Raw genomic sequence first — 13,852 nt, 5'->3', positions numbered from 1 at the left:
ATTTTCATCTGCGGTTCTAATTCATATCTTTATAGTATACAGGAATTTTTTTCTTTTTCCAAGATATAAAAAATACAAACTTATCTACAAACTTTCCTATGGCATAAAAAATACTGCGTGAAACCGATTTTCCGGTTCCGCGCAGTATTTTTTATGATTCATTGACTAAATTATCACAATCAGTCTTTCTTCTCTTTCTCGTCGCTCTCATCCTCGAAGAAATCGTCGTCGAAATCATCATCGAAGTCGTCCTCGAAATCTTCCAGATAATCTGGAGTAAAGAAACGATATACGCCGTATGCAATCGCTGCAACTGCTGCTACAATACCGATAATGGCTAAAATCCAGAGAATACAGTTTTTCTGTTTCTCCTCTTCTTCTTTTCTGTGAAGGAATTCATTCAGTTTGGTTGCATTCATGATCTCTTCTACTCTGGAGAGCGCATCTTTGCTCATCATATCAAATTTATTCATACACTCCACATCCTTTCCCGCGTTTTGATCCGCAATTCTTGATTTTATTATACCATCTCTCAGCCGATTTTACTATATTTTTTATTGGATCTGGCGAAAATGTTTTAATACGGCATTACTGTTTTCGCATACGTGTACCGTAACAATACGGCAAACACGGTCTAACATTTCACCAGTTTTGCAAATGAAGCGAACATTTTTTTCACGCCCACGCGGTCAAAATTAACCGTCACCTCAAAATCCTTGCCGCCGTCCGCGATCTTCTGCACCGTTCCCTCGCCAAATTTGAGGTGGCGGACTCGGTCGCCCTCGCCGTAGGAAAGATGGTCGGCCTTCTGGACCGTAAATGCCTTGCCAAATGACGGTGCCGGGCTGGCTGGACGGCTGCTGGAACTATAAGCGCTCTTATATGGATCCAGCGTGCGGCCAGAACCAGCACTTCCGGAACCATTCACACCGCCCCAGCCGCTCATCCGGGCTGCGCCGCGCTCCCAGGCGGCATCGTTCTCTGAAAGAGAGTGTTTTCCAGACATTCCGCCAATCCGCACCCGATCGCCGTCTCCCGCGCCAGATACACCAAAGCTGCCCGTTGTCCAGCCAGAAGTCCCCGAATCTTCAAATCCGCGTCTGCCCCGGCTCATACCAGCAGCCCGTTCAAAGACGATCGGCTGCTCTTCCTCGTCCAGAAGCTGCGGCGGAATCTCCTCGATGAAGCGGCTGACCTTCGCAAACCGCGTTTCTCCATTGACCATGCGCTGTCTCGCCGCCGTCAGCGTCAGTTCTTTCTCCGCACGAGTGATTCCGACATAGCAGAGACGCCGTTCTTCTTCGATGGCGTCCTTATCATCCGAAAAGATGGACATGCTGCTCGGAAACAGCCCGTCCTCCATGCCGCTTAAATAGACATACGGAAATTCCAGACCTTTTGCGCCGTGCAAAGTCATCAGGACAATCCTGTTTTCGGATTCGTCCAGACTATCTACATCCGCTACCAGCGCAACCTCCTCCAAAAATCCGTCCAGCGTCGGTTCCTCCGCCGTGCTCATATAGCCGGTCGCCTTATTAACCAGCTCTTCCACGTTCTGCAGACGTGTTTCTCCCTCGATCTCGCCTTCCGCCTCCAGATCCTTCTTATATCCCGTCTCTTCCAGAATTGCCTCGATAAGTTCCGGGATCGAAAGGGCCGAAAGCCGCGACCGGAAGTTTTCGATCTGCTCCGTAAACTTCTCGATCTTATCCGCCGCCTTGCCGATCGTCGGCACGCCGCGCACGCGCAGCAGCGCATCATAAAAGCTCATGCCATTGGCAGACGCATAGATCGTCACTTTTCCGATCGAGGTCGCACCGATGCCGCGCTTCGGCACATTGATGACACGCTGAACCGCCAGATCATCGCGCCCATTCGCAATCGTCTTTAAATAGCAGAGAATATCCTTGATTTCCTTGCGCTGATAGAAATTGACGCCACCGACCAGCCGGTACGGAATGCTGTAATAAATACATTTTTCCTCCAGAAGACGCGACTGTGCATTGGTACGGTACAGCACGGCAAAATCCGAATATTCCGCATTTTTCTCTTCTTTCTCACGCTCAATATCACGGATAATGGCGTCTGCCTCCTCGTATGCCGTGTCATACTGACGGAAGCGCACCTTCGGTCCCTCGTCATTCGCCGTCCACAGCGTCTTGTCCTTTCTGCCGCGGTTGTGGCGGATCACCTCATTTGCCGCGTTCAGGATGCTCTGGGTGGAACGGTAGTTCTGCTCCAGCTTGATAACGCGTGCGCCCGGAAATGCTTTCTCAAAACTTAAAATATTTTCGATATTTGCCCCGCGGAATTTGTAGATCGACTGGTCATCATCACCGACCACACAGATATTTCTGTACTTCTTTGCCAGCAGATCGACCAGCTTAAACTGTACAAGGTTCGTGTCCTGGTACTCGTCCACCATGATATACCGGAATTTGTCCTGATAATATTCCAGCACATCCGCGTTTGCCTCGAAAAGTTCTACCGTTTTCACCAGCAGATCGTCGAAATCCAGGGCATTATTCTTCTTGAGTTCTTTCTGATATTCCCGGTAAATCTGAGCAATCTTTTTCTCCCGGAAGTCCGCTCCCGCCTGCTGCTCAAACTCATCCGCCGTGATCCGGTCATTTTTCGCCGCAGAAATCCGTGACAGCACCGCCCGCTCCTTAAACTGCTTCGGATCCGCCTGCATTTTCTTGAGCACCTGCTTCATCAGCGTTTTCTGGTCGTCGCCGTCATAGATAGTAAAATTCGTGTCATATCCCAGACGGTCGATAAACCGGCGCAGAATCCGAACGCAGCTCGAATGGAACGTGCTGACCCAGATCGCCTCCGCGCCTTCCCCCACAATCTTATCCACACGCTCGCGCATCTCCGCCGCCGCTTTATTGGTAAATGTGATCGCCATGATATTCCACGGCGCCACCCGTTTTTCCTCGATTAAATACGCAATCCGGTGTGTCAGAACGCGCGTCTTTCCTGAACCGGCGCCTGCCAGAACCAGGAGTGGTCCCTCCGTGTGAAAAACCGCCTCCCGCTGCATCGGGTTAAGTGTGTCGTATTTGCTCATATATATTTCGTTCCCTTCTATACTCTTATATAATCTATTTTTAATGACAAAAAGTATGTTCGAATACGCTCTAGTATAATCTATTTTCTCTTGGATGTCACGGAATTTTCATTGATTTTAAATTTCTCCTTGCTATCTGGTTTTCAAAACTATATAATATCACATAGAGAGTTCATGACAGCGGAAGCGCTAAAATCGCCTCCCTGTTTCGCAGCTTTCGAATTTCAACGCAGCGAGGTACATACATGAAATCAAACGAAGAACGCCTGCAGGATCTGCTGGCTTATGTTGATAGTCTGACCCGGGTGCATCCGTCGGAGATTCCCGGTATTGATTTATATATGGATCAGGTCACGACCTTCATGGACAGCCACCTGAACACTTCCAAATGGCTGGGCGAAGATAAGATCCTGACCAAAACCATGATCAATAACTATGCCAAAAATAACCTGCTGCCGCCGCCCATCAAAAAGCGCTACTCCAAGAATCATCTGCTGATGCTGATTCTGATTTATTATTTTAAAAATGTGATATCCTTTCGGGATATTGAGCAGCTCTTCTCGCCCATCAGCGAACACCACTTTTCCCATGGTTCCAGCCCGGAATTAGAAGAGCTTTACAACGAAATCTTTTCGCTGGAAAAAGGGCAGCGCAAGCGCTTGCAGGAAGACGTCATGGCAAAATTTGACGCCGCCAGCCAGACATTCAAGGACTATGACTGTGAAGACCGCGAGTATTTACAGCTGTTCGCCTTTATCAGTGAGCTGGCGTTTGATGTCTATCTGAAAAAACAGATGATTGAAATCCTGGCGGAACAGCTCCGGCAGGAGACGCCGGTGAATCCGAAGAAGAAGAAATAGGCAGCATTTCCGCTGTACCGCCACACTCAAAAACAGGCTAAACAACAAAAATTTCACCCCATTGCATCATACACGATAAAAAAGACACTGGAATCACTTCCCCTTGTGGAAATTCTTTCAATGTCTTTTTTCTTTCATTTCTTTTTATCTTTCATTCAACCAGCTGCCAGCTTCTGGGACATTTCCACCCCAAGCCAAATTTGTCCATCTTTGGCAGGTTGGTTTGCCATACCTATGAAAGTACGCGCTTTATCTATCGTGCGTATATTCCTACTTCGCTTTACGCTTCCGTTTTCTCCGCCTCTTCCTGCTCTTTCACACGTGCAAATACCATATCATATCCGTCGCTTCCGTAATTTAAAGAACGGTTGACACGGCTGATCGTCGCTGTCGATGCGCCGGTCTTGTCCGCGATCTCCAGATATGTCTTCTTCTCGCGCAGCATCTTCGCTACTTCATATCTCTGGGAAAATGATAAAAGTTCATTAACTGTGCATACATCCTCGAAAAAGCTATAGCATTCGTCGGTATTTTTCAGTGTCAGAATCGCCTGGAACAGATGATCCACAGCTTCGGTTTTCAGTTTTTTATTCATAATGCAAAGCACCCCTTTTTAATATGTACTCCGAAAGTATATTCATTTTTCCGTTTTTCTTATATTAACATATTAAAGTTTTAAAGTCTAGTATCTTGCCTATTTTTATGAATATTTTATTTTTCATCTGTTCACGCAATATACATTTATGCGAATCTGCCAAATCTTCTACAGCATAAACTTCTCCACCACATGAGCCACACCGTCGTCGTTGTTGGAATAGGTAATAAAGTCTGCAGCTTTCCGCACCGGAAGCACCGCATTCTCCATCGCTACACCTAATCCGGCATACTGAATCATCGTGAGGTCGTTGTAGCCGTCCCCACAGGCAATCATCTGCTCACGCGAAAGCCCGATGTGAGAAAGAAGACGCTCTAACGACTGTGCTTTATCGATGCCCCTCGGAAGCACCTCCAGGAAAAACGGCTCCGAACGGTAAACGCTGAAATTCTTCCCCATCGCCGCCTTGACGCGCGGCTCGACCATCGCCAGGTAGTCTCCATCCTCCATCATCAGGTATTTCGGTACCGGATACGTGATCGCAGCTTCCATGTCATCCACCTGTACTAACTCCATGCCGTTGATCCGCGCTTCCAACTTTGCATAGGGACTGTCACTCTGGTTCGTCAGAAGCTTTGCCCCCGCCTCATCGTAACTCAAAAGCCCCACCTGTTCCTCCTCGGCCAGGCGTATAATCTTCTGATTCGCCTCCTGCGGCAGGGAACGGCTGAATATGATCTCGCCGGTTTTGCAGTTCGTGATCCTGCCTCCATTAAACGACAGAATATAACTGCCGTATTTTGCCAGCTCCAGCTCTCTCGCAAGCGGCAGCACTCCCGGCGTCGGACGCCCGGACGCCAGTACAATCTTCTTTCCGCGCTCCTGAAGCTCCATCAGACGCTGCTTCGTCTTTGGCGTAATCACCTTATCTCTGTTTGTTAAGGTTCCGTCCAGATCCAGGACGATAATCTCATAACTATGTTTTTCGGTCATATTTACTCCACATTCAAATCATACGTACTATTGTACACGTATATACGATACTTAGAAAAGATGAATTTGTCAATTAGCAACATGCCACATTACTTAATGCAATCCCTTCTTAACTTCTCAAATGGTTAACTCATATACTTCCGTTACTTTTGCCATTGCTTCCTGTATCCCCTCTATGAAAGATTTTTTTGCAATGCATCAATTAATTCCTCTACAACAATTGGCTTGGATAGAAATCCATTCATACCGTATTCCAGCGCTTCCTTCCTGTCTTCATCAAAAGCATTGGCAGTCATGGCAAGAATAGTGATTCCCGCCTGTGCCGGATCATCCAGGGCACGAATCCGCTTTGTGGCCTCATACCCGTTCATGACAGGCATCTGCACATCCATCAACACAAGATCATAACCGCCCGGTTTCGATTTTTCTACCTTCTCCACTGCCTCTGCTCCATTTTCGGCAGTGTCAACCAGAAAGCCATATTCATTCAGGATCTCCACCGCAATTTCACGGTTCAGTTCATTGTCTTCCACAAGCAATATACATCTGCCCTTGAAATCTGAACCTGCTGCCGGGAGAATATTATCCTCTTGCTCAGCCTGCCTCTGACCGATAGCTGTCATCAAGGTCTCTCTGATATCTGACATAAACATAGGTTTCGAACAGAATGCTGTAACCCCTGCCGCTCTGGCCTCCACTTCGATATCTGACCAGTCATAAGCCGTCAGGATAATGATTGGCGTATGGTCACCCAGACTGCGGATCTGACGGGTAACTTCAATGCCATTCATATCCGGCAGACACCAGTCAATGATATACGCATGGAATGCATCCCCCAGTTCCATAGACTGCCGCGCCCGGAGAACAGCCTCCTTACCGGAAAGAGTCCATTCTGAACGCATTCCAACCTTGACAAGCATCTTTGTCACACTGTCACAGGTATTAAAATCGTCATCTACAACCAGTGCCTTAAGACCTTCCAGCTCTGCGATCTTCTCTACATGGTGATGCTCAGGCTGAATCCGGAATGGCAGGCGGACAATAAATTCAGTTCCCTTGCCATATTCTGTCTGAACCTCGATAGTTCCGCCCATCATATTCACAATGTTCTTGGTAATAGCCATGCCAAGTCCGGTACCCTGAGTCCTGGTGACCGTGGAAGTCCGCTCCCTCTCAAAAGGAGAAAAGAGCTTCTGTACAAATTCCTGGCTCATACCGATTCCGTTATCCTTTACCCGGATCTCGTACAGCGCACTGCCGCTTTGCGCCCCCGGACACTGTTTGAGCCGGACTGAAACGGTTCCACCAGCAGGTGTAAACTTAACCGCATTGGACAAAAGATTCAACAGTACCTGGTTCAGACGCGTCTTATCACAATAGATATCCTCATTAGTCACATCCATTGCATCCATATAAAGCTCCAGCTGCTTCGCATGGATCTGCCCACCAATGATCGTCTTCAGGTCATGAAGCACATCCGACAGGCTGACCTCTGTTTCTTCCAGATGGATTTTTCCACTCTCAATCCGGCTCATATCCAGTATATCGTTGATCAGTGAGAGCAGGTGGTTGCTGGATGAAAGAATCTTACCCAGATAATCCCGGACTCTTTCCTTATCATCAATATTACTTACAGCCAGTGTGGTAAAACCGATGATCGCATTCATGGGTGTCCGGATATCGTGAGACATATTGGAAAGAAACGTACTCTTGGCCCGGTTTGCTGTCTCCGCAGCACGGACTGCCTCAGAAAGTGCCTGATTCATTTTCCTGTCAGAGGTACGATCCGACATAACCAAGATATATTTTCTTTTTCCGTTTACCTCGCTGCACATTGCAACATTATGAAACCAGCGCTGCTCTCCTGATTTATAATGAACGTATTCAAACTCCCATTCTTTCTGTTCATGAACCCGGATTCTCTCCAGATAATTTTTATCCGGTTCTTTCGGATTTTCGGAATGCAATTTTCCCAAAACATGAATATCCTTACGGATCTCTTCTACCGTAATCCCCAACAATTTTTCCGCATTCGGGCTGACGTAATCTGCCTGATATGTTCTAGCATCCAGCATCAGAAAAACATCATCTACATTCATTGACAGCTTCTGAAACAATTCGTCTCTATACAGGATCTCCGTATCCTTTTTCCTGAGGTTTGTTCTGCCTTTTTGAACAATAAAACTGATAAGTAAAGCGGCAATACAGAGCACGACTCCTCCCACGAGAAGCATTGTATTAAACTGCAGGCTATTCATACTGGCATTCACGATATCCGCCGGGACAAGTCCCAGAAACATCCAATCCTTGATATCTGATTTTTCATAGACCAGATAATAGCTCCTTCCATCAAGCTTTACCAGCTTCGCATCGGTACGTCCTTCTTTAAACTTCTCCGAAAGCTCATTGATCTCTCTTTCAGACATATCAGAATGCTCTCTCAGAACACCGAAGAAATTATACACTCTCCCCCATGACCCAGAAGAATGCTCCACCACAACACGACCATCCGGATGAATCACATAGTTCTGGGCATTTCCGTCGAAAGCAGAGATATCCAGTACATTTACGATATCAGAATTCTCATAGGCAATGGCAATCGCATCATATTCAAATCCCTGATAACTTCCATAGGCCTTGGGAGTTGCAAAAACAAGCAGCTGGGCTTTTCCAGGAACTGCTGCATTTGTTATCACATCACTTCCCTGTCGGAGCTCCTCTTCCATATTTCCCTGTAATCCAAGATACCCTGTTTCACCTGTTACCTTCTTATAGTTTCCGTCAGCTGACAGAAAAAAGAATTCTAAAAAGCCGGCATCTTCCTGTGCTTTCTCTATATAATCACGAATTTCGTCTTCATTGGAGGTGTTCTGCAGATTCTCTCCCCACATATGAAGATAGGTCAGATTCTTGTCTGTCAGTTCCCGCAGCATATTATCAGACTGATGAAAAATCTCTGTCAGATGAGACACACTTTCCTCATATACCGTTTTCGACACAAATTTAAAATATCGGGAAACCGTCAATACGATTCCAAGAAAAACAGCTATAACGACAGCTGCCTTGAATTGTTTTCTATTGACAAGTTTCTTTTTGTCTGTATTATGATTCTTAATATCCATTTTTCTCACCTCAGAGCCACATAGTCTTCAGGCTCTGCAAGAACGGCATCACCATCTGAAATATATCCTATCCAGGTATCCTTCACAGAAGTATCTCCCCTATCAAACACAATATTATCCTCTACCGGATAATTCTCCATGTGTTTAGGTATCGTCAGGCAGGTTACCGTGAACATATCATTGTCTTGAACTTTCTTTCCATCCTTCATAACTTTGCTCAATGTATAACCATCATCCGTTTCCCTGATCTCCACAGAAATACCGCTGACTACAGGTAGAGAACCGCGGTTAAAGGGAATAAAGCCTCCCTCATAGCCTTCCACAAAATTTCTGACAGTCTCTTTCAGCTCTGCCCCACTCATCTTACTGCTGTAAGCCAAAAGACCATTTGGCATGATCATGCTGCCCGCCATTTTTTTCGTATACCCGGCTTTCAGCACGTTTCCGGTAAAGCTGTTTCCGGTGGCGATCAGCACATCCGTCCCGTAGACACCGCGCAGAGTGTTTGCCATAACCGAATAGGCTGCATTACCTCCACTGGTATGGAAACGATTGGAATAGAATTTCTGTGAATCCAGCAGGATACCCTCGGAGATAGTCTGCTCATTCAGAAGCTGGGTGTTAAAGGACTGATAAGCCTGCCCTGCATCGTATTCTCCTGCGATCATCTTAGATACTACATCCTTGGAAATAGAGAAGAAGTCATTTGACGCAATACGGATATACATGTGATTTTCTTCGATCACAGGTTTCACATCTTTCAGATATTCTGTAAGATGGATATCCACATTCTGGCTGTAGCTTAAGAGATCCTGACCATCATAAAGGATCTGGTTCTGAGCATCCTCTGAAAGCATTGTATCCAATACCTTCATGGCTTTCTTCCGTCGTGTTTCATCCTGTGCCAGATCACGGTTTAAAGCCACTTGAAAATAGGGTGTCGTCATCAGCCATTTTTCTCCATTCTCTTGAAAGAATGGCAGAAATGTTGTGTGAATGCCCTGATCCTGAAACATTTTTACACCGGAAGAGCTTCCAAAGTACATGGCAAGCTTACCACTTTTGAACAACTCAACCACATTATCATAGTTCAAATCCAAATCATCCCGGTTCAATCCTGTATCCCGGATAAACCGCTCCATCCGTTCAAAAGCCGCCGGCCAGACGGTATTGTCCAGACCTTCTTTCACTGTATGATCCGGGTCACTGTAGGTGGTGCGCCATCTGCGTCCGTCGGCAGAAGAAAGTTCTGACGCCGACAGGCCCTGCAGTGTCTCCATACAGGTATAGTCATAATAATAGTCTGCGGTAAACCCTCGGATTCCCACCTTATCAAATGCCTCGCAGGCAGAGACAAAGCTTTCATAGTCTGTTGGCAACGGGATATCATATTTTTCAAAAAGATCTTTGTTCACTACAAAGCCATGGGCATCCGCACACACCGGAAGCCAGTTTATGCTGCCATCCTCGTTCCTAAAATTGTTTAGATATGTATCATAGACAGCACCTGCCGCATTGGTTGTGGAAAGATCCATCAGGCTGTCTTTCAGCGAACTTGCATCATGCAGTGAAAAACGACAACAGGTTATAATATCCGGCAATCCTCCATTTTCATCAAGAAACTTATAAAAATCCAGATCATTATTTCCTACTACAAATTCAATGTTAATATCCGGAAGCTGTTCCTGAATATAGGGTGCATATTTTTCATACAGGTTTGTGCTCCATAAATACACCGTGATGGTTTCTGCATCTTCTTTTTCCGCTCTTTTCCCGCCGCAGCCTGATAAAAGTAATATGGCCATTACCATCACCAGGAATACAGCAAGTAACTTATTTCTTTTTTCCTTTTTCATTACGAATCCCCCTAAAACTGTGTTCCGCTAGTTCATAAATTACCTTTACCAGTAATTTTGCATCAACAGGCTTAGAAATATGTTCATCCATTCCCGCTTCTTTTGCTCTTATTCTGTCCTCCGTGAACGCATTTGCTGTCATTGCAATGATCGGTATCGTCTTAGCATCCTCTCTCTCCAGAGACCGGATCATCTTCGTTGCTTCATAACCATTCGTGACCGGCATCATGATATCCATGAGGATCGCATCAAATTCACCTAACTCACTTTTTTTGAATTGATCCACAGCTTCCTGCCCATTCCATGCCTTGGTCACGACAGCACCTTCATTCTGAAGCATAAATTCAGCAATTTCCATGTTCAGCTCATTATCTTCTGTCAGAAGAATATGCAGTCCCTTTATAGATTTTCCATCTGATACATCTTTCTGTTCTTCCCATTTATCCGAATTCAGATCTATTTTAAATGGAACCTGGATCACAAAGGTAGTCCCTACACCATCTTCACTTTCAAAGGTAATGGTTCCACCCATTTTCTCAACCAGCTTCTTTGCAATCGACATTCCCAGACCAGTTCCCGCAAATTTTGTGCGGCTTCCTGCGTGTTCCTGTACAAACGGTTCAAAAATATGTTTCTGAAACTCTTCTGCCATTCCGATTCCGGTATCCCGGCAGACAAATTCTATCGTCGTCATCTCTGGCTGTTCGGATGGAATCTCCCGGCAGCTAATATAGATATATCCGTTTTTTCTGTTATATTTCACCGCATTCGACAGAATATTCATCATCACACGTTTCACATGTCCTGGACTTCCAATAAGCTTTCGATGTGTGATTTCTTTCTTCTCCCACACAATCCGGATATTCTGGTCTGCAGCCATCTGCTCGATCACAACAAGTACTTCCCGGGAAATACGGCTTAGATCAAATGGAATTTCTTCCAGAATCACTTCACCCGCCTCCAGCTTACTCATATCCAGGACATCGTTTACCAGCTCCAGCAACAGATTGGATGCCTCTTTCACCTTTGTTCTGTATTCTGTCTGTTTCTCCATATCATCTGCACAATGATCTGCCATATTGAGTAAACCGCAGATTCCATTAATCGGAGTCCGGATATCATGGCTCATCCTTTGGAGAAATTCCGTCTTCGCCCTATTGGCGGCTTCCGCCTTTTTGGCAGCTATCAGAAGTTCTGATTTATATTTTTCATCCTTTTCCCGCTCTTGTTTCTCATGTTCCAGATTGGTTCTGAAGATACAGGACCAAAATATACCAACTATCAAAGAATATAGAAAAATGACACCAGCCACACTTAATGGAAGGTTATGAAACACTTCCTCATCCAGAAGATATGCATAAATATAATAATCCCGCTGCTTCAGCATGATTCCGTAGCATCCGGTTCCTTCATTCTTCAAATGAAAAATATGCTGGCTGTCTGTGTGCTTTTTCATTGCCTGAATAACCTCATTGTCGGCCGTATTCTGCCCCAACAGGCTCTCATCGTTACTGGCAACAACGAGCCCATCGTCTGCAACAATAATTGTTCCATCTTTCTGGACACTATATCCATTTAAAAGCCCCTGTATCGTCAAAGTATAGTTTCTGGTAAATTCAGGAGATGTGTAATAGTAAATTGCCACAATACCCGGTGCGTCTTTTCTGGCGCAGGCTGCAATGTCGATCCGGGACCCGTCTTCCCTGGCAAGCCGTTCCGAATAGCTTCTTTCTTCATATCCTGTAAAATCCATGATAATTTCTTTTTGCAGATACTCCGTAATCTCATCCGTCAGAGACTCTTTTGTGCTATACTCACAGACCGTCTTTCCCTCTGCATCCAGTACAAGGATGCCATCCACCCAGAGAGTCTGCAGATTATCTTTTAGAAACTCCCGGCTTAACTGACCACCGTTTTCTGTTTCCATGTTAATATTGGTACTCATCTGTCTGGCACTTTCAATGGCACGGAGAAGGCTTTTGGATTCCGAAGATTCATTATAATGGGTGTAGGTGGAACACTGCACTTTCACATAGTTTACAATCTCTACCATTCTTTCTTCTGCTTCCGCTTTTTCCGCATGAAAGAAATAAGTCAGGGAAACTACCGCCACACAGATTCCAAGCAAAATACCAACTATTTCTATCTGCTTTTTCTTTGTCCTTCCCTTAATATCCAAGTTCATCCACCTCCAGATACCTTCCCGGATCATCCAGATATTTTTCAATGATTTTCAGGGATGTTCCATCCCGACGCATTTCCTCCAGGGTCTGATCCATCTGCTCACAGATTCCCCGGTCATCCTCTTTTGCAAAGGCAACCCCTATATCGGTAATCATCAGCGGTTCTTCCAGAATACGAAAGCTTGTGTCATAATCCTTCATATACTGGACAATCGATTCCTCATGTGCGGCAACTGCATCTACGTATCCTTTTCCCAGAAATGTATAGATCAGCTCCCTGTGTCCCAGACTGATCAGATTGCCCAGCTTTGGGATTCTCTCATCCGTCCGGTTCAGAAAAATACCTTCCGGTTTGGTTGTGGACTGAACAGCCAGATTCTTTCCCTCCAGGTCACTCAGTTTATAGATATCACTGCTCTCATTTACAGCAACCACCTGACGGCTTGCTATATACGGTCCGGCCCAGCGGTACTCGTCAAGGCGCCCTTCCATGGAAAAACAGCCCATGATGCAATCGATCTCCCCGCTCTCCAACAGTTCTTTTTTCTTCTCCCAGTTGATCTGGACAACGTCCACCTGATAGCCCATTCTTCTGAACGCTTCTGTAGCCAGTTCTACATCAATTCCTGTCGGCACACCATCCTCATTCAGATAAGTGTATGGTGGATAGCTGTCGCTTCCGAGGGTGATGACGGGTTTTTCCGTTTCTTTTTTATTCTCATCTGTGTTTTTGCACCCTGACAGGGTAACTGCTAAGATTCCAACAAGCAGCATACCTGCGATCACTCTTTTTCCTTTCATTTTCATTCCATCCCTGTTATTCTTTTCTATTTCTTCACATCTGATTTCCGGCCATTTATTACGATTCAGTGGTCCGCGCTTAGGTGCCCCCGCATATAAGACTTAATTTCCTATATGATCAAAAAAAGCTCCATGTAAAAAATTTACAGGAACTTTATCCATAATACCCACTTAACTCTTACCTTATATTCTTACACTTTTTATTATAGCATTCAAAATATACCATGTCCACAAAAAGTTTCCATCATCCATTTTGTTACTGTCCACACATGCGTGAACGGTAACTCCATTTTTTCATAAACAGCCGCAGGTTATTTATACAAAAGAACCCCCTTACTTTCGTAAGGGAGTCCTTATCTACTCATTTAT

9 protein-coding genes are annotated in these 13,852 nt (G+C 45.4%); 1 reads left to right on the top strand and 8 read right to left on the bottom strand.

The window, feature by feature from the left end; all coding sequences use genetic code 11:
- Positions 1 to 179 precede the first annotated feature (179 nt).
- Complete coding sequence (locus tag DW085_RS07685; protein ID WP_022359751.1) at positions 180 to 473, bottom strand: hypothetical protein; 294 nt, start codon at positions 471 to 473, stop codon at positions 180 to 182.
- 161 nt (positions 474 to 634) lie between these two features.
- Positions 635 to 3,073: a UvrD-helicase domain-containing protein gene (locus tag DW085_RS07680; protein WP_118492098.1), complete on the bottom strand. Its 2,439-nt coding sequence runs from the start codon at positions 3,071 to 3,073 to the stop codon at positions 635 to 637.
- Between the two features lie 245 nt (positions 3,074 to 3,318).
- Between DW085_RS07680 and DW085_RS07675 the strand changes: the two genes are divergently transcribed.
- Positions 3,319 to 3,933, top strand: coding sequence for a DUF1836 domain-containing protein (locus tag DW085_RS07675; RefSeq protein WP_118492096.1), 615 nt, complete (start codon positions 3,319 to 3,321; stop codon positions 3,931 to 3,933).
- Positions 3,934 to 4,213: 280 nt separating this feature from the next.
- Here the strand turns inward: DW085_RS07675 and DW085_RS07670 are convergent, their stop codons facing one another.
- From DW085_RS07670 to DW085_RS07645, 6 genes are all read right to left on the bottom strand, one after another.
- Complete coding sequence (locus tag DW085_RS07670; RefSeq protein WP_022359748.1) at positions 4,214 to 4,528, bottom strand: YerC/YecD family TrpR-related protein; 315 nt, start codon at positions 4,526 to 4,528, stop codon at positions 4,214 to 4,216.
- A gap of 168 nt (positions 4,529 to 4,696) precedes the next feature.
- A complete protein-coding gene (locus DW085_RS07665; protein ID WP_107001580.1) occupies positions 4,697 to 5,521 on the bottom strand; it encodes a Cof-type HAD-IIB family hydrolase in 825 nt (274 codons plus the stop codon).
- 173 nt (positions 5,522 to 5,694) lie between these two features.
- Positions 5,695 to 8,643 carry a PAS domain-containing hybrid sensor histidine kinase/response regulator gene (locus DW085_RS07660; RefSeq protein WP_118492094.1) on the bottom strand — a complete coding sequence of 983 codons (2,949 nt, stop codon included), beginning with the start codon at positions 8,641 to 8,643 and terminating at the stop codon, positions 5,695 to 5,697.
- A 5-nt stretch (positions 8,644 to 8,648) separates the two neighbouring features.
- Positions 8,649 to 10,499 carry an ABC transporter substrate-binding protein gene (locus tag DW085_RS07655; protein WP_118492092.1) on the bottom strand — a complete coding sequence of 617 codons (1,851 nt, stop codon included), beginning with the start codon at positions 10,497 to 10,499 and terminating at the stop codon, positions 8,649 to 8,651.
- A complete protein-coding gene (locus DW085_RS07650) occupies positions 10,477 to 12,684 on the bottom strand; it encodes an ATP-binding protein (protein ID WP_118492090.1) in 2,208 nt (735 codons plus the stop codon). The genes DW085_RS07655 and DW085_RS07650 overlap by 23 nt, the downstream gene beginning before the upstream one ends.
- Complete coding sequence (locus DW085_RS07645) at positions 12,668 to 13,483, bottom strand: ABC transporter substrate-binding protein (protein WP_118492182.1); 816 nt, start codon at positions 13,481 to 13,483, stop codon at positions 12,668 to 12,670. Before DW085_RS07645 ends, DW085_RS07650 begins: the two co-directional genes overlap by 17 nt.
- Between the last annotated feature and the right edge of the window lie 369 nt (positions 13,484 to 13,852).

The sequence above is a fragment of the Clostridium sp. AF50-3 genome, from assembly GCF_003477445.1.
Classification (GTDB): Bacteria; Bacillota; Clostridia; order Lachnospirales; family Lachnospiraceae; genus Otoolea; species Otoolea fessa.
The sequence above is the reverse complement of the archived record's forward strand: the minus strand, read 5'-3'. Positions and strand labels throughout refer to the sequence as shown.

What these genes read in the sequence shown, in the direction of transcription:
- DW085_RS07645 (WP_118492182.1), bottom strand. Translation starts at nt 13,483, where the DNA reads ATGAAAGGAAAAAGAGTGATCGCAGGTATGCTGCTTGTTGGAATCTTA.
- DW085_RS07685 (WP_022359751.1), bottom strand. Translation starts at nt 473, where the DNA reads ATGAATAAATTTGATATGATGAGCAAAGATGCGCTCTCCAGAGTAGAA.
- DW085_RS07650 (WP_118492090.1), bottom strand. Translation starts at nt 12,684, where the DNA reads ATGAACTTGGATATTAAGGGAAGGACAAAGAAAAAGCAGATAGAAATA.
- DW085_RS07665 (WP_107001580.1), bottom strand. Translation starts at nt 5,521, where the DNA reads ATGACCGAAAAACATAGTTATGAGATTATCGTCCTGGATCTGGACGGA.
- DW085_RS07680 (WP_118492098.1), bottom strand. Translation starts at nt 3,073, where the DNA reads ATGAGCAAATACGACACACTTAACCCGATGCAGCGGGAGGCGGTTTTT.
- DW085_RS07675 (WP_118492096.1), top strand. Translation starts at nt 3,319, where the DNA reads ATGAAATCAAACGAAGAACGCCTGCAGGATCTGCTGGCTTATGTTGAT.
- DW085_RS07670 (WP_022359748.1), bottom strand. Translation starts at nt 4,528, where the DNA reads ATGAATAAAAAACTGAAAACCGAAGCTGTGGATCATCTGTTCCAGGCG.
- DW085_RS07660 (WP_118492094.1), bottom strand. Translation starts at nt 8,643, where the DNA reads ATGGATATTAAGAATCATAATACAGACAAAAAGAAACTTGTCAATAGA.
- DW085_RS07655 (WP_118492092.1), bottom strand. Translation starts at nt 10,499, where the DNA reads ATGAAAAAGGAAAAAAGAAATAAGTTACTTGCTGTATTCCTGGTGATG.